At 36.2% G+C, this 17,496-nt stretch carries 20 protein-coding genes; all 20 read right to left on the reverse strand.

Annotated elements, in window-relative coordinates; translation table 11 throughout:
- Window positions 1-29: 29 nt before the first annotated feature.
- The gene (locus ACFOY7_RS15760; RefSeq protein WP_390253266.1) at window positions 30-236 is read right to left on the reverse strand and encodes a YlzJ-like family protein; all 207 of its coding nucleotides are present in this window, start codon (window positions 234-236) and stop codon (window positions 30-32) included.
- On the reverse strand, window positions 236-958 hold the full coding sequence (locus ACFOY7_RS15765) for a ClpP family protease (RefSeq protein WP_390253268.1): 723 nt from the start codon (window positions 956-958) through the stop codon (window positions 236-238). The genes ACFOY7_RS15760 and ACFOY7_RS15765 overlap by 1 nt, the downstream gene beginning before the upstream one ends.
- A gap of 67 nt (window positions 959-1,025) precedes the next feature.
- A complete protein-coding gene (dapA, locus tag ACFOY7_RS15770; RefSeq protein WP_390253270.1) occupies window positions 1,026-1,898 on the reverse strand; it encodes a 4-hydroxy-tetrahydrodipicolinate synthase in 873 nt (290 codons plus the stop codon).
- Between the two features lie 50 nt (window positions 1,899-1,948).
- Window positions 1,949-3,175 (reverse strand): aspartate kinase, encoded by a 1,227-nt coding sequence (dapG, locus tag ACFOY7_RS15775; RefSeq protein WP_390253272.1) that lies wholly within the window; start codon window positions 3,173-3,175, stop codon window positions 1,949-1,951.
- A gap of 13 nt (window positions 3,176-3,188) precedes the next feature.
- A complete protein-coding gene (asd, locus tag ACFOY7_RS15780) occupies window positions 3,189-4,238 on the reverse strand; it encodes an aspartate-semialdehyde dehydrogenase (protein ID WP_390253274.1) in 1,050 nt (349 codons plus the stop codon).
- A 102-nt stretch (window positions 4,239-4,340) separates the two neighbouring features.
- Complete coding sequence (locus tag ACFOY7_RS15785) at window positions 4,341-4,931, reverse strand: dipicolinate synthase subunit B (RefSeq protein WP_390253276.1); 591 nt, start codon at window positions 4,929-4,931, stop codon at window positions 4,341-4,343.
- 101 nt (window positions 4,932-5,032) lie between these two features.
- Entirely contained in the window at window positions 5,033-5,914 is an 882-nt protein-coding gene (dpaA, locus tag ACFOY7_RS15790) for a dipicolinic acid synthetase subunit A (RefSeq protein WP_390253278.1), read from the reverse strand.
- Window positions 5,915-6,048: 134 nt separating this feature from the next.
- Window positions 6,049-6,285: a YlmC/YmxH family sporulation protein gene (locus ACFOY7_RS15795; RefSeq protein ID WP_390253279.1), complete on the reverse strand. Its 237-nt coding sequence runs from the start codon at window positions 6,283-6,285 to the stop codon at window positions 6,049-6,051.
- 26 nt (window positions 6,286-6,311) lie between these two features.
- Window positions 6,312-7,523, reverse strand: a complete 1,212-nt coding sequence (locus tag ACFOY7_RS15800) for a M16 family metallopeptidase (RefSeq protein ID WP_390253281.1) — start codon at window positions 7,521-7,523, stop codon at window positions 6,312-6,314.
- 206 nt (window positions 7,524-7,729) lie between these two features.
- Window positions 7,730-9,835: a polyribonucleotide nucleotidyltransferase gene (gene pnp, locus ACFOY7_RS15805; protein ID WP_390253283.1), complete on the reverse strand. Its 2,106-nt coding sequence runs from the start codon at window positions 9,833-9,835 to the stop codon at window positions 7,730-7,732.
- Window positions 9,836-10,030: 195 nt separating this feature from the next.
- Window positions 10,031-10,300, reverse strand: coding sequence for a 30S ribosomal protein S15 (gene rpsO, locus ACFOY7_RS15810; RefSeq protein ID WP_390253285.1), 270 nt, complete (start codon window positions 10,298-10,300; stop codon window positions 10,031-10,033).
- A 134-nt stretch (window positions 10,301-10,434) separates the two neighbouring features.
- A complete protein-coding gene (gene ribF / locus ACFOY7_RS15815; protein WP_390253287.1) occupies window positions 10,435-11,370 on the reverse strand; it encodes a riboflavin biosynthesis protein RibF in 936 nt (311 codons plus the stop codon).
- A 23-nt stretch (window positions 11,371-11,393) separates the two neighbouring features.
- A complete protein-coding gene (truB, locus tag ACFOY7_RS15820; RefSeq protein ID WP_390253289.1) occupies window positions 11,394-12,281 on the reverse strand; it encodes a tRNA pseudouridine(55) synthase TruB in 888 nt (295 codons plus the stop codon).
- Between the two features lie 102 nt (window positions 12,282-12,383).
- Window positions 12,384-12,737 carry a 30S ribosome-binding factor RbfA gene (gene rbfA / locus ACFOY7_RS15825; RefSeq protein ID WP_390253291.1) on the reverse strand — a complete coding sequence of 118 codons (354 nt, stop codon included), beginning with the start codon at window positions 12,735-12,737 and terminating at the stop codon, window positions 12,384-12,386.
- 45 nt (window positions 12,738-12,782) lie between these two features.
- On the reverse strand, window positions 12,783-13,061 hold the full coding sequence (locus ACFOY7_RS15830) for a DUF503 domain-containing protein (protein WP_390253293.1): 279 nt from the start codon (window positions 13,059-13,061) through the stop codon (window positions 12,783-12,785).
- Entirely contained in the window at window positions 13,058-15,130 is a 2,073-nt protein-coding gene (infB, locus tag ACFOY7_RS15835) for a translation initiation factor IF-2 (protein WP_390253294.1), read from the reverse strand. The genes ACFOY7_RS15830 and infB overlap by 4 nt, the downstream gene beginning before the upstream one ends.
- A 4-nt stretch (window positions 15,131-15,134) precedes the next feature.
- Complete coding sequence (locus tag ACFOY7_RS15840; RefSeq protein ID WP_390253296.1) at window positions 15,135-15,455, reverse strand: L7Ae/L30e/S12e/Gadd45 family ribosomal protein; 321 nt, start codon at window positions 15,453-15,455, stop codon at window positions 15,135-15,137.
- Entirely contained in the window at window positions 15,456-15,725 is a 270-nt protein-coding gene (gene rnpM, locus ACFOY7_RS15845) for an RNase P modulator RnpM (protein WP_390253298.1), read from the reverse strand.
- Between the two features lie 12 nt (window positions 15,726-15,737).
- A complete protein-coding gene (gene nusA / locus ACFOY7_RS15850) occupies window positions 15,738-16,886 on the reverse strand; it encodes a transcription termination factor NusA (RefSeq protein WP_390253300.1) in 1,149 nt (382 codons plus the stop codon).
- A 17-nt stretch (window positions 16,887-16,903) separates the two neighbouring features.
- Window positions 16,904-17,374, reverse strand: a complete 471-nt coding sequence (gene rimP / locus ACFOY7_RS15855; protein WP_390253301.1) for a ribosome maturation factor RimP — start codon at window positions 17,372-17,374, stop codon at window positions 16,904-16,906.
- Window positions 17,375-17,496: the final 122 nt, after the last annotated feature.

Raw genomic sequence — 17,496 nt, forward strand, 5'->3', positions numbered from 1 at the left:
AACATTCTATTTTAAAATTTTATGAATATTTACAGGCGGATTACAGTACCAGGCAGATATTCATCTAACAGAAAATCATTTGGGTTAGTTGAAAGTAATTGAGAAATTCTCCAGTCACCGTTATCTAACCTTTGTATGACACATTGTTTATTGTTATAGGTAACATGTTGATAGTTTTCCCACACATTTTGGCTTTCAGGAAATAACTCTTCATTTGTTAATGGTGTATACATCATTATTGAATCAGCTCCTCAGGCCCTTTTGAATGGCCGATTAATTCGTTCAATTTTGCCATTGCCCCGCTAATTCCGCCAACTTCATTAATCAACCCATATTCTACTGCGTCCTGTCCAACAACATTTGTTCCAATATCTCTGGTGAGGTTACCTTTTTCAAACATCAGCTCTTTAAATTTTGACTCTTTAATATTCGAATGGCTTGTCACAAATTGGATTACTCTTTCCTGCATTTTATCAATATATTCAAATGTCTGTGGCACACCTATAACTAAACCTGTTAACCTCACTGGATGAATTGTCATTGTTGCTGACGGTGCAATAAAGGAATAATCCGTTGCAACTGCAATTGGTACTCCAATCGAATGTCCTCCACCTAACACGATGGATACAGTCGGCTTTGACAATGATGCAATCATCTCCGACAATGCTAACCCTGCTTCTACATCGCCACCAACTGTATTAAGGACAACAACTAACCCTTCAATTTTCGGATTTTGTTCAACAGCAATTATCTGTGGGATTAAATGTTCGTATTTGGTTGTCTTATTTTGTGGTGGTAACTGAATATGGCCTTCTACTTGCCCAATAATTGTCAGTACATGAATATTAGAATCTGGTGCTTGAGGAATGTTCGATTGACCCAATTGCTGGATTTTCTCTACTAAAGAAGAAGAGGTTGACCCATCTTTTTCTTTTGGTTCTTGCTTATTTGAATTCATAATAAAAACCCCTTTCACCTCACTATTCCTAGTATGGTCAAGGGGAGTTGTTTCATACACATGAATATTATTTAAAATTGTCTAATACACGATATACATTTTGCTCCTCAAATGGTGATAATGGTACTAATGGCAGCCTTACTGAACCTACATCGATTTGTTTATACTTCAGTGCAGATTTAACTGGTGATGGAGATGGGGCCATAAACAATGTTCTCATAACTGGTAGCAATTTACGATGCAGTTTAGCTGCTTCTCTAACTTTCCCTGCTTCAAACAGTGTCATCATTTCCTTCATTTCTGTGCCAATAATGTGGGAGGATACAGAAACAACGCCAGATCCGCCGATTGATTGAATAGGTAATGTTAAGCTATCATCCCCACTGTATACGGTAAAGCCATTATCTGTTTGATCCAAAATTGAAGCAATTGCATCTAAATCACCTGTTGAGTCTTTTAATGAAACAATATTTTCTATTTGTGATAATGCGACAACTGTCTCTACGTTAAGCTTAACAACTGCCCTTGATGGAATATTGTACAACATAATTGGCAATTTCGTCTCTGCCGCAATTGCTTTATAATGATGGAACAGTCCATCCTGATTCGGCTTATTATAGTATGGTGTAACAAGTAAAACTGCATCAACACCAAGTTTTTCTGCTTCCTTTGTTAACTGAATTGATGCATTTGTATTATTACTGCCAGTACCTGCAATAACTGGAACCCTCTTATTGACAACTTTTAACACATGTTCAAACAGTGCCAATTTCTCTTGTAAGGACAGGTTTGGAGATTCTCCAGTTGTTCCCGCAACTATCAGTCCATCTGTACCGTTCTTAAGTAAGTATTCAATTAACTCTGTTGTTTTCTCTAAATCCATTCGATTATCTTGATCAAACGGTGTAACCATGGCTGTAAGCAATCGGCCAAAATCCATGTTACAACCAGCTCCTTTCCGAACAACTTGATGATCATATAATTGATCATTTAACTATTATTATTGCTATCTAATTGAAAAGCTAAGTGTAATGCATTTATTGCTGTTTGTAAATGTTCACTCTTTATAAGTACCCATATAGTTCGGTGACTATCTGCTGATTGAAAAATCGGAATATGGTGACTGGATAGGGTTTGGACTATAGTCGAAGTAGCACCAGGAAGTCCGGACATGCCAGCACCGACTAATGATATCTTAGAACAATTCTGGTTGAGAATTGGTTCAATATTTAATTTCTTTAATACGTCTAATGCTTTTTCTTCGTATTTATTAAATATCGTGTACATTACATTACTTGGGGATATATTAATAAAATCTACTGAGATCCCTGCTTCCGCCATTGCTTTAAAAACACTCACATGTAATTGTTCTGATTCCATCTTATTATCAATTCTTATTTGAGTTAAATGATCAACATAGGCAATGCCAGTAACAAGCCGGTCTTTCACAGTGTGTTTATTTTTTTCAGTATCAAAAGACGTAATTAATGTCCCACGATCTTGTTCAACCGTTGATCTGACTCTAATTGGTATGTTGGCTTGCATTGCAATTTCGACTGCTCTTGGGTGAATGACCTTCGCACCTTGGTATGCAAGATTGCAAACTTCGGTATAACTTATCTGATCAAGTTTCCTTGCAGATGAAACAAGTCTGGGGTCTGCTGTCATAATACCATTTACATCTGTAAATATATCAATATATTCTGCCCCAATTGCAGCAGCTAAAGCAGTGGCAGAGGTGTCACTACCGCCTCTGCCAATAGTTGTTACTTCATATTGATCATTTCTTCCTTGGAAACCTGCTACAACGACTACGTCATACTCATATAATAACGAAGTTATATAATGTGTATCCATTGATTTTATTTGGGCATTGGTAAATTCACTTGTTGTAATTATACCTGCCAGAGCACCAGTGATAGCAATTGATTCAATGTTTTGGTGCAAAAGTTCATGTGAAAATACAACAGCAGAAATTGTTTCACCACAAGATAGTAACAAATCCTTCTCCTTTGCCGACAGCTTCGTCATGTTCTCTCCGACAAGATGTAATAATGAATCTGTTGAATATGGATCTGGATATCTTCCCATTGCTGATACTACCACAATCAGTTTATATCCTTCATCTAAAGCCTGCTTTACATGCGATATAGCATGCTCGCGAATTTCTTGATCCCTGACTGAAGTCCCACCAAATTTTTGAACCAATACTTTCATAGGCTCACCTCAATTATTTTTGTAGCCAGTTATTTTCAATTAAGGATTCCGCGATTTGTACGGAGTTCCAAGCAGCACCTTTAAGTAAATTATCAGAAACAACCCATAAATGGAATCCTTTGCGATTGTCTAAATCCTTACGAACGCGTCCAACAAATACTTCGGGTTTACCTGCTGCAGATAATGGCGTTGGATAAACCTGGTTTGTAATATCATCTTCTAATATAACACCATCAGCATTTTTGATTGCTTCTTGTACTTGTTCCACACTAACATTGTCATTTTCTACTTCCACATACACACTTTCTGCATGTGATGTGAAGAATGGCAATCTTACACAAGTTGCAGCAACATTAATACTTTGGTCATGCATAATCTTCTTCGTTTCATTGATCATTTTCATTTCTTCAAATGTATATCCATTTTCTTGGAAAACATCAATTTGTGGTAATGCATTAAACGCGATTGGATAATGTTTTTTCTCACCACTAACAGGCATAATTTCTGGTTCAAGCTCTTTACCATCCAGAAAAGCTTGAGCTTGTGATTCTAACTCATTAACAGCTTTTGCTCCGGCTCCCGAAACAGCTTGGTATGTTGAAACAATTACCCGTGATAATCCAAATTGCTCTTGGATTGGTTTAAGTGCTGCTACCATTTGAATGGTTGAACAGTTAGGATTAGCAATTATGCCATTATGTTCTGCAATATCTTCAGCATTTACTTCAGGTACTACTAAAGGCACATCTGGATCCATTCGAAACGCACTAGTATTATCTACTACTACTGCGCCTCTTTTGACTGCTTCATGTGCAAGTGCTTTTGATACTGAACCGCCGGCAGAGAATAAAGCAATCTGGATATTTTCAAAACTTTCTGGAGTAGCCTCTTTAACTGTATAAGTTACTCCTTTAAAGTCTATTTCTTTCCCCGCAGATCGTTTCGATGATAATAAATGCAACTCATTTATTGGAAAGTTCTTTTTTTCTAAAGTTTCTAGCATTTTTTCTCCTACAGCTCCAGTAGCACCTACTACTGCTACATTATACCCTTGTATTGTCATTGTTATGTTGTCCCCTTCCCTTTACTCAGTAACATTACTTATGTTTGATTATCTCTTCTATATTAACATAGATTACTGCATACTTTAATTATTTCACCATATTTATTGCTTTCTTGCAATAAGAACTGGTTGAATTTGTTGATTTTCTAGAGCGAATTTTATTGTGTCTGGAATTAAAGTCATATCGGAGACTAAAGAATTTGGTTTTTTGATGGGATCATCCTGACCATATGGTACGAAATACATTAATTTAGTTGCCATTAATCGCATTAAATTGACCCCATTTAATCCTAGGGCATCATTTGTTGAAACAGCAATTACGACAGGATGGCCATTCCTGATCGTTGCTTTGGTTGCCATTAAAACTGGAGAATCAGTAATAGCATTAGCTAATCGGCTCATAGAATTACCGGTAAGTGGTGCTAACACCATACAATCCAGCGGTTCTACAGGACCAAGCGGTTCTGCATCAACAATTGTGGTTATCGGCTCTCTGCCAGTAATCTCTCTTAATTTAGCCATATGATCATTAGCATTACCGAATTTTGAATCAGTTGTTTGAAAAGTGTATGAAACAACAGGAACTACTTCTGCACCCATCTCGATTAATCTTTCGATTTGCGGAAATACAGCGGCATACGTACAATGAGACCCCGTCAGACCGAAACCAATCTTTTTACCTGCTAAATCCATCTTAAAAACCTCCCAAATTGTCAATCATGTGTTCTGTGCTAATGCCCATTATATGTTATGAATGATTAATTGTGACACTATTTGGAAGGGGTCATTTTAATTCAGTTTTCTTCTTGCAGCCTGTTTACAATTATGTTGGCAAGTATTTCCCCAGCTGTTTTTGGTGCTACCAATCCTGGTAATCCAAGTGCATGAATCGTTTGGATACCACGCTCTTTCGCAAAATCGAAATCCACACCGCCAGGTTTTGAAGCAAGATCAATAATTAGTTTATTGCTCTCCATGTTATTTAAAACCGTTTTAGTTATTACTAATGATGGGATGGTATTGACAAGGATCTCACATTGATCTATATATTTTTGACTATCTTTTAATAAAATACCACGATACCCTTGTTCAAATGCCCGCGACAATTCCACTTCACTTCTTGAAATAATTGTTATCTTTGCACCAAGACCAGCAAACTTATTTGCTGTAGTTTGCCCAACTCTGCCAAATCCGTATATAAAAATATTGGCTTGATGAATTGTTATGTCAGTATGCTGTATTGCTAACATAATCGCGCCTTCAGCTGTCGGTATCGAATTATATATTGCTATATCGTCTCTCTCCATCAATTCTTCAAGGGTATACTTGTATTTTTCCACCCATCTGTCTAATGTCTTACTGGTTATTCCAGTAAATATGACACAGTGATCTGGTAATCTTTTAAACCAATCTTCTGTTATTTCCCATTCTTTGTTAGAAAAGACGGTCTCCACTTTTCCATTATCATGAATGCCAGTAATCGGGAGTACAATAGCATCTAATTCTTCTGGGAGTAATTCTTCCAGTGAAGATTGTTTTACACCAGTATAGCTTTGTTCGACTTGATCAAAGCCAACTAATACAACATCCAACCAATTTATTCGTTGTAATGAATGAATTAGTCGTAAATAGCGAGCGTCACCGCCTATGATGGCGATTTTCTTACGTTTATGCATTTTCTCACCTCACAAGTCCCTATTATATGTCATCTAAACCATCATATGTTCACTGTATCGTAAAGTGAATTGATTCATCTTTTCTGCTAAACAATAATGAAAACACCTAATGAATCCATTAGGTGTTCTTTCGTTTACTTATCTGTTTCAACGATAATCATGTCATCGCCAATTTTTTTAATTTGTCTCCAATCAATTCTAGAATAGGTTTCTGATTTTTTCAATCCGAACATTCGATATTGCGGGATAGTAAAACTGATAATTTGGCCTGTTTTCTCATCAATTTCAAGATCTGTTTGACCTAAAAGGCCCAATCGGGTTCCTGTAGATAAATCAATCAATTCTTTATTGCTCAAGTCATGGAATCGCAAACTTATTCACCTCGTTTCCAGGTAATTTAAGATGTAATAATAGTGCTTGCAACTTGATCTAATGAAAGATGTTCAATAACATGATTAACTTGTTCCATTGTCATCTTGTCTATGTCGTTAATTACATCATCTATGGTTGGGTGTTTTTCCAGCAAAAGTTCGTTTCTTGCATTGCGACTCATTCGACTATTTGTACTCTCCAAACTCAATAAGTATAAGCCTTTCAACTGTTCCTTGCTATTTTGGAACTCTTTTTTCTTTATACCGAATTTTTTTATATCATATAATATCTGATTAATTAATTGTTGTACATCATCTAACTGGTTCGGTGATGTTCCTGCATAAATAGTTAAAATACCTGTGTCAATAAAAGCACTGTGATAAGAATATATGGAATAAGCCATCCCATGCTTTTCCCGGATTTCCTGAAATAATCTGGAACTCATGCTGCCCCCAAGTATATTATTTACTAACATGAAAGGATAAATATATTTGTCTGTAATACTAATACCTTCAAACCCTAAACATACATGTGCCTGTTCTGTTTCTTTCGATTTCTTTAGGCTACCGGTATGGAACTTGGGTTCTTCAAGATCTTCGCCCTTGTTACTACTCGGTATGTCTGTGAAGCGTGCACCTAATTGCTCCATATATGCTGGTGTAATATTACCTGCAATCGAAACGACAATATTATCTGCTGTATACTTCTCTTTATAGTATTGGAATAATTCGCCTTGATTTAAGAGTTGTATATTATTCTTACTTCCAAGTATCGGATTCGCCAATTGATGGGATTTGTACGCTACTTCTGCTAAATAGTCATGGATAATATCATCGGGAGTATCTTCCGTCATATTTATTTCTTCAATAACCACTTTTTTCTCACGCTCTATTTCCTCTTGGTCAAATGTTGAGTCAAGTAACATATCAGTTAAAATATCTAAAGCATAATCTATGTGATTATCCAAAACTTTGGCATACAAACATGTATACTCTTTCGATGTGAAAGCATTAATTTCTCCACCTATTGAATCAAAAGCTTCCGCAATTTGTTTTGGACTATACTTATTGGTTCCTTTAAACAACATATGCTCAATAAAATGAGATATACCATTTATATTATGATTTTCATGTCGGGAACCTGTTTTAATCCAAATTCCAATCGTTACAGATCTAACTGTTGTAATAGGTTCCAATACAATCCTTAGTCCATTCCCTAATGTTTTTCTATGTATCAAGAAACTTCCTCCTAATCAGAATACTTACCAGGTTTGTCCAGTTATAAACTAGTAAAAAAGTGACACTCTATCAGCAATTTTTTCCGTACTGATGGTTTGTGCTGTAAAAAAAACAATCACTTACTGCCAATTCTCACCATTACTACATAATTTCTAACTTCTTTGAGCTTGAAAAAAAGAAACTGGTTTTCCAGCTTCTTTTTGGTTTATTGCTTTTCTTTTTGTTCTGCAAGTACTGCTTTTCTTGAAAGGTTGACACGGCCCTGGCGATCAATTTCTTTCACTTTTACCATAATCTGATCTCCGATCGCTACCACATCTTCCACTTTTCCGACTCGTTCTTCTGCTAGTTCAGAAATATGAACAAGTCCTTCTTTTCCTTTAAATAATTCAACAAATGCACCAAATTTCTCGATTCGTTTTACTGTACCCAGATACATTTGACCGACTTCTACTTCTCGTACAATATCTTCGATAATTTGTTTCGCCTTTTGATTCATATCATTCTCTGTTGATGAGATAAAGATATGTCCATCTTGTTCAATATCGATCTTAACACCTGTCTCTTCAATAATTTTGTTGATTTGTTTACCACTAGGTCCGATTACATCACGAATTTTATCTGGATTAATATCCATTGTCAAAATCTTCGGAGCATAGTTAGACAGCTGGTTTTTCGGTTCACTGATTATTTCTAACATATGGGAAAGAATGTGCATACGGCCTTTTTTTGCTTGAATTAAAGCTTCTTCTAGAATTTCTCTAGATAAACCTTCAATCTTGATATCCATTTGTAATGCAGTTACCCCATTAGCTGTACCTGCAACCTTAAAGTCCATGTCACCTAAGAAGTCTTCCATTCCTTGAATATCTGTCAGGATCGTATAATCTTCTCCGGACTTCACTAGTCCCATTGCAATGCCGGCTACTGGTGCCTTAATTGGTACACCTGCATCCATCATTGCTAGTGTACTCGCACAGATACTTGCTTGTGATGTAGAACCATTAGACTCCAGCACCTCTGATACTAGACGGATGGTATAAGGAAATTCTTTTTCTCCTGGTATAACCACTTCAAGTGCACGCTCACCTAAAGCTCCATGTCCAATTTCACGACGGCCGGGTCCGCGTATTGGTCCGGTTTCCCCAACACTAAAAGATGGGAAGTTGTAATGATGCATAAATCGTTTTGACTCTTCTGCATCTAATCCATCAAGAATTTGCACATCACCTAACGCACCTAAAGTACAGATGCTCAATGCTTGCGTTTGACCACGTGTAAATAGTCCCGATCCGTGTGTCCGAGGCAATACACCAATTCTTGAAGTTAATGGGCGGATTTCATCTGGTTTTCTTCCATCTGGACGAATCTTCTCTTTTGTAATTAATCTTCGCACTTCTTCTTTTACAATTTTTTCTAGCACATTGGCTACTTGCTTTAAGATATCTGCTTCAGCTTCTGCTTCTTCATAGCTTGTCATTACTTGTGCTTTCACTTCATTGATTGCATCTTCTCTTGCATGTTTTTCTTGTACTTGAATTGCCTCAATAAGTGATTGCTTTGCTTTTCCTTCTACTTCAGCAACAATCGTTTCATCAAGTTCAAATAACTTTACATCCATTTTCTCTACATGTACCGCTTTTATAATTTCTTCTTGGAATGCAACAAGTCGTTTAATTTCTTCATGACCAAACATAATTGCTTCTAACATTACCTCTTCAGGTACTTCATCAGCACCTGCTTCTACCATGTTAATCGCGTCTTTTGTCCCTGCAACAGTTAAATCAATGTCACTTTTCTCACGTTCTTCCAATGTTGGATTAACAATAAATTTACCATCAACTCGTCCAATTACTACACCTGCGATCGGACCACTGAACGGAATATCGGAAATTCCGAGTGCGATAGAAGAACCAATCATTGCAGCTATTTCTGATGGCAAGTTTTGATCAACACTCATTACAGTGCTTATTACTTGCACTTCATTTCTAAAGCCATCAGGGAACAATGGACGTATCGGACGATCAATTAATCTCGAAGTTAGGATAGCTTTTTCACTTGGTCTACCTTCTCTCTTAATAAACCCGCCAGGAATCTTCCCTACCGCATATAATCGTTCTTCATAGTTAACTGTTAGCGGGAAAAAAGGTAAATCTTTTGGTTCTTTTGAAGCTGTGGCTGTTGCCAAAACAGCTGTATCACCATAATGTACCATACAAGCACCATTTGCTTGTTTTGCCAGTTCACCTATTTCTACTCGGAAAACTTGACCTGCTATTTCCGTTGAAAAAACTTTTTTTTCATCTGCCATTTCAATTCTTACTCCTCTCAAAAAAAGCAACTGAGCTTTCCATAAACTATTACCTATTTTACCATGATGTTCTTGCATATGTAACTAATTCTATCAATTCATTGGTTATATGTTTATAGTATTAACAAAAAAGCGTATTTTTATCAATTTTTTTACATACAGAAAAAGCGGGATAACTCCCGCTTTTCAAGTAGCTTATCGACGCAAACCTAATTTTTTGATTAAATCACGGTAACGTGATACATCTTTGTTACGTAGGTAGTTTAACAAGTTACGACGTTTCCCTACCATTTTCAATAGACCACGACGTGAGTGGTGATCTTTTTTATGAATACGTAAGTGATCATTCAAATTATTGATTTCCTCAGTAAGGACAGCAATTTGAACCTCTGGCGAACCAGTGTCACTTTCATGTGTCTTGTATTCGTTGATAAGTTCATTTTTACGTTCTTGTGTGATAGCCATCCTATTCACCTCCTATTAATATGCTTGAAACCCCAATCCCCTAGCAAATCGTCGGAGACTCGAATTGCCAAGTGGATGGTTCCGTATTAAAGATTACATCTTTTTTAGTAAGATTGCAAGTGTTTTATCCTATTTTATGAAAAATATTGACGAATTTTCATTTCATCTTGTTTTAGTTGGCTAATAAGCTGATCTATTCCAGCAAATTTCACTTCTTCTCGAATAAATTGTTTCCATATAACTTTTATCTTTTGACCATATAAATTCTGATCAAAGTCAAAAATGTGAACTTCGATTTTTGGATCTAATCTCTGTTCAGAAAATGTTGGTTTATAGCCTAAATTAGCCATTCCAAAATACGTGTTACCATCTATATCCACTTCCACTGCATAGACACCTATTTTGGGAAGGAAATATGGCTTGTCTAACATAAGATTAGCTGTTGGATACCCAATAGTGCGTCCTCGTTTGTCACCATGAATAACTTCACCAGTTAACTGCAGGGGTCTGCCCAGTAACGTTTCTGCTTCTTCAACCTTACCAGCAAGGATAGATTCACGAATTCTTGATGAACTAATTTTCTGATCTTTAAAGTTTATTTTATCAATCATTGTTACTTCAATCGGTTCTGGGAGTAACTCATCAATGTTATTCATGTTCCCCGCACCTTTAAAACCAAAAGTAAAATCATAGCCTGCAACCAAATGATCAACATTTAAACCTATAATAAAATGTGCTAAAAAATCTTCTGGTGCAAGTTGCGATAGTTTGCGATCAAACCTGATAATATATAAGCGGTCAATCCCAAGTGATTCAATCTGTTCTGCTTTTTCTTCCAAAGGTGTTAAGTATTGCACATCTTCGATTTTTCCTTTTAATATAACAGATGGATGAGGGTCGAATGTGATCACCGCTGACTGTTTATGGGTATTATGGGCAATATTCAGCGCTTGATTGATGACTTTTTGGTGTCCTTTATGTATGCCATCAAAAAATCCAATAGCTGCAACTGTAGCTGGCAAATTCTCTTTACTTAATTGATGAGGATAAGTTAGTGGGATTATATCCATGTGTTTTCACCTACTTTCATTAATTACTTCACAAAAACACGTGCAGGTTTTATTTCTTGCTGATTTTCGTGAAGATGATAGATCGCTAATAAATCGTCATTGTATTCCATTCTAAAATACTTCGTTTTTGGTAAATTATTAGGAACGGGTAATTTCTGTCCATTTGCTATCTTCTTTTTTTGTTCCTCGTCAACTTTCATTATATCTAAATGAGAGACTCCTGTACGAATAGGGAGTAATTCGATATTATCTAATTGTTCTAATTGAGCAAAAGTAATACTATCATCTGTTGAAAAATGCCCGCTCTTAATTCGGATAAGATGGGACATGTGCCCAGGATATCCAAGTTTTTTGGCAATGTCGACACATAATGTTCTAATATATGTACCTTTTGAACAGGTAACTTCGAAGGAAAATTCTTGAGTAAGATTGTGTTCTGAGAAATCTGTTGCAATAAAATTTAATCGATGAATGTTAACATATCTTTTTGGCCGTTCTACCTGTTCATTATTTCTAGCATATTCATATAATTTCTTTCCATTAACTTTTACTGCTGAATATAATGGAACTTGTTGGACGATTTCCCCTTTAAAAGCAGATAACACTTCAAGGATATCTTGTTCAGGAATGTTATTAGCAAGATCCTTTCTCTCAATAATTTGACCGGTTTGATCTTCTGTATCTGTTGCAATACCGATTGTAGCAGTTGCCACATATGTTTTATCAGTATCAGTTAAAAATGGTACAATTTTAGTTGCTTCACCAACACAGATCGGCAGCATTCCTTCCACTTCAGGATCTAATGTTCCTGTATGTCCAACTTTTTTTGTTTTCAACAATTTACGAACTTTCATCACACAGTCGTGTGATGTCATTCCTTTAGGTTTCCATAATGGCAAGATTCCGTTCATAAGTACCCCCTAAATTACCCATTTAAGTATATAATGTATAATGGAAAATATCGAAAGAAAACCCTTGTTTGATGACAGACAAGGGTTTTCTGAGTATATTAATTATGGTGTATCCGTGTCATTGATTTGACGCAGCAAGTCTTCAATCCGGTTTCCACGTTCCATTGCATCATCGAAATCAAATGATAGTTCCGGCGTTTTTCGAAGTCTAATTCGTTTGCCAATTTCTGAACGAATAAATCCTTTTGCTTTGGCAAGGCCAATTAACGTATCTTGTCGTTTCTTTTCATCACCTAAAACGGAAATGAATACTTTTGCCTGTTGCAAATCTCCAGTCACTTCTACATCTGTTATTGTGACAAACCCGACACGAGGATCTTTGATTTTTCTGGAAATTATATCGCCTAATTCTTTCTTCATTTGTTCTGCTACTCTGCTTGCACGTAGTTCATTCATGTAAGTCACCTCTTTCTACCAGTGAAACAACAGATCATCATTTATTTAACGTTCTTCCATAATGGTTGTTGTTCTTTCCAGTTCCGTAAAAGAATCTGTGATTGAAAGAACTTGTTGCAACACCTGCTCATTTATTACCCTGGATTCAGATACTGTAACAACAGCAAGTTTTGCCCGTTGCCACAAATCTTGATACTCTACTTCAGAAATAGCAATATTTAAATCTTTTCGCAGCCGATTTTTTAACTTTAATAAAACCGACCGCTTGTCTTTCAATGAATGACATTCATAAAGAAACAATTCTATTTCTGCATAGTAGATCATTTAACTTCGATTTCCTCCATGATGTAGGCTTCAATAACGTCGCCTTCTTTAATATCATTATAATTCTGAATCGTAATACCACACTCATAATTTTGTGCTACTTCTTTTACATCATCTTTGAATCGTTTTAATGTATCGATTTCACCTTCGTAAATAACTACACCATCACGAATCAAACGAACACCTGAGTCTCTAGTAATTTTACCGTCAGTTACATAACCACCGGCAATTGTACCAATTTTCGATACTTTAAAGATTTCACGAACCTCTACTTGGCCAATTACTTTTTCTTCAAATTCTGGATCCAGCATCCCTTTCATTGCTGCTTCCACTTCTTCAATTGCTTTATAAATAACACGGTGTAAGCGAATTTCTATATTCTCGGATTCTGCCGCTTTTTTCGCATTTGTATCTGGTCGTACATTAAATCCAATTACAATTGCATTTGATGCGGAAGCTAAATTAATATCTGTTTCTTTAATTGCTCCTACGCCTGTGTGGATAATGTTAACTTTAACACCTTCTACATCAATCTTCTGTAAAGAGGCAGCTAGTGCTTCTACAGAACCTTGTACGTCTGCTTTCAGTATTACGTTAATATCTTTTATCTCACCTTGCTTAATACGTTCAAATAAATCATCTAAACTTACTTTAGCTTTATCCCCACGTTTTTCTTCAATTTCTTTCTGTTGTCTCATTTCACCAATTTGGCGTGCTTGTTTCTCATCTTTGAAGACAACGAAGCGATCACCAGCTAATGGAACTTCATTCAAACCTGTAATTTCAACAGGAGTTGACGGACCAACGCTTTTCACTCGTTTACCTAGGTCATTTACCATTGCACGAACACGACCAAACGTATTTCCTACAACAATAGGGTCCCCTACATTTAGTGTACCATTTTGTACGAGTAATGATGCAACAGATCCGCGTCCTTTATCTAATTGTGCTTCAATTACAGTACCATTAGCTAAACGATTTGGATTTGCTTTTAATTCTTCTACCTCTGCAACAAGTAAGATCATTTCTAATAGATCATCGATTCCCTCACCTTTTAAGGCAGATAGTTGAACAAAGATTGTTTCACCGCCCCAATCTTCAGGAACTAATTGATATTCCGTTAATTCCTGCATCACTCTATCAGGGTTGGCGCCCTCTTTATCCATTTTATTAACAGCAACAATTATTGGAACTTCTGCTGCTTTCGCATGATTGATTGCTTCCACTGTTTGCGGCATTACCCCATCATCTGCTGCCACAACTAAAATGGCAATATCTGTAATTTGCGCCCCTCTAGAACGCATGCTTGTAAAGGCCGCGTGGCCTGGTGTATCAAGGAATGTCACCTTTTTATCATTTGCCTCAATCTGATATGCCCCAATATGTTGTGTGATCCCGCCAGCTTCACCTGCTGTAACCTTTGTATTACGAATGGAGTCAAGCAATGTTGTTTTCCCATGATCCACGTGACCCATAATTGTAACTACTGGTGGGCGTTCTTCCAATTTATCGGAGTCATCCTCTTCAATATATGTGGATAGGTCTGTTTGATCTATTTCAACTTCTTGCTCTACTTCTACACCATACTCCCCACAAATTAACTCGATGGAATCATCGTCTAAATCTTGATTTTTCGTAGCCATAACACCTAGGAACATCAACTTCTTAATAATTTCGTTTGTTTCCTTATTTAGTTTCTCTGCAAGTTCTCCGACATTTAATGTTCCCGAATAAGTAATTTTTGTAACTGGCTCTGGTTCACTAGCCTGTTTTTTAATTGGTTGATTATTTTGATTGTTATTCATTGGTTTACGATTTTTAGATTTTTTATTGTTATTTTGTTTATCATTCGGTTTATGACTTGCTTTTGATTGTTTCTGTTGAGTTGTATTTTGCTTTTTATCTTGATTTTTCAGTTGAAAAGTTGCATCTAACTTTCCGATCATGTCATCTGAGATCGTTGACATATGGTTGGAAACTGGCTGATTTAGTTCCTTCAGTTTCTCTATAACTTCTTTACTTGATTTATTCACTTTTTTTGCATATTCGTATACCCGTACTTTTGACATACGTTCACCCCCGATTAATGTTGGAAAGTAACTCGTTTAATTTCTTAGCAAAACCCTGCTCATTCACAGATACTGCTACTCTCCCGATCTTGCCTATTGCTTGTGATAATGTTTCTCGATCATCAATAAAGAAATATGGAACATGATAGTACTTACATTTATCAGTTAACTTTTTCTTTGTTTGGTCACCAATATCGTTTGCAATTAGAACGATTCTCGATCTATTCGCCTGAATCTCTTTAATGATTTGCTCTTCTCCAAATGTGCACTTACCTGCTCTAGTTGCTAAACCTAATATGTTTAAATAATTTTTAGACTCGTTCATTTATTTCCCTTCAATTTCCATGATTAATTGTTGGTAAATCTCATCTGGAATTGCAATATCTAATTGTCTGTCTAGTGTTTTAGTTTTTTCTGCTTTTTTGATGACATCAACATCTTTGGATAAATATGCCCCACGTCCATTTTTCTTACCTGTAGGATCAACAAAAACTTCCCCTTCTTTCGTTTTCACTACTCGAATAAGAGATTTTTTCGGTAACATCTCTTGAGTTACAACACATTTTCTAAGTGGTATCTTTCTTTGTTTAGACATATGAAATCCTCCTTATTTAAATAAATCTTCATCCATTTCCTCAAAGGATTCCTCATAGTCGATTGATTCGTCATATTCTAATGTATCTAATTTTTCTTCGCTGTCTTCTTCTGTCAACAGACCTTCTTCTTTTGCTTCCGACTCGCTCTTTATATCAATTTTCCATCCAGTTAATTTGGCAGCCAGTCTGGCATTCTGTCCTCTTTTACCAATTGCTAGAGATAATTGGTAATCTGGAACTATAACGGTTGTTGCTTTATTTTCTTCATCCACGTTAACTCGAACAACCTTGGAAGGACTTAATGCGTTTGAAACGTAGACTACTGGATCTTCTGACCACTCAACGATATCAATTTTTTCACCTTTTAGTTCGTCTACAATTGTTTGTACACGTTGACCTTTCTGACCAACACATGAGCCTACTGGATCAACTTCTTCATCTCTCGCATAAACAGAGATTTTAGAGCGGTCACCAGCTTCACGAGCCACTGATTTAACCTCAACCGTCCCATCATAAATTTCTGGGACTTCCATTTCAAACAATCGCTTTAACAATCCAGGGTGTGTTCTGGAAACAAAAATATTAGGCCCTTTACTTGTATTTTCAACTTTTGTTACATATACTTTGATTCTGTCATGTATATTATAAGTTTCTGATGGTATACATTCTGATTCTGGCAGTTTTGCTTCAATTTTACCTAAATTGACATAAATAAAGCGACCGTCCATTCTTTGGATGGTTCCATTCATAATATCATCTTCACGGTCAATGTATTCATTGTAGATAATCCCTCGTTCAGCTTCACGAACACGTTGTGTAACAACTTGTTTAGCAGCTTGAGCGGCAATACGGCCAAAGTCTCTTGGTGTTACTTCTATTTCTACCACATCACCAACTTCATATGTTGGGCTTAATTGATGCGCTTCATCTAATGAAACCTCTTGTTGCGGGTCATCTACTTCTTCAACAATTTCCTTTTGTGCAAAAACGGCCATCTTCCCTGCCTCTTCATTCAAATCAACTCTTACATTCGTTGCAGACTTAAAATTCTTTTTATAAGCGGAAATAAGTGCAGCTTCTAATGCTTCAATAAGGATATCTTTATTTATCCCTTTCTCTTTCTCTAAAAAATTAATTGCGTCAAACAATTCCTTATTCACAATTTCTCCCCCTTTTATTAAAAAATAACTGCTAAGTGCGCTTTTGCTATTTTCTCGTATGGTATTTCTACCTCTAATGTTTTCGTTTTTTCTTTATACGAAATTTTCGCAATATTATTTTCAAATTGAAGTAATTTACCAGAAAACTCTTTCTCGCCGTTAATTGGTTCATATAACTTAACATAGACATTTTCACCAACATATTTAATAAAGTCGGCTTCTTTTTTCAAGGGACGCTCAACGCCTGGAGATGAAACTTCAAGAAAATAGGCACCCTCGATTGGATCTTCCTGATCTAGTTTGGCACTTAATTTTTCAGAAACAATGCCGCATTCTTCAATATCTATACCGCCTTCTTTATCGATATATACTCGTAAAAACCAGTTTTTGCCTTCCTTTTCATAAACAACATCAACTAATTCCAATGAAAGTTCATCTAATATTGGTTGCAGTAATTCTTCTGTCTGTTTTGCTATATTTTGACTCATTGCTAAGCCTCCTTTTATCTAAACACACATTCTGTTGAATCGTTAGTTGTATCTACTTTTCCCTGAAAGGTTCTCGTCTACACATAGTGTTTAACACAAGTGAAACATAAATCCCTTGCCAA

Source organism: Gracilibacillus xinjiangensis, from assembly GCF_042651765.1.
Lineage (GTDB): Bacteria > Bacillota > Bacilli > Bacillales > Amphibacillaceae > Gracilibacillus > Gracilibacillus xinjiangensis.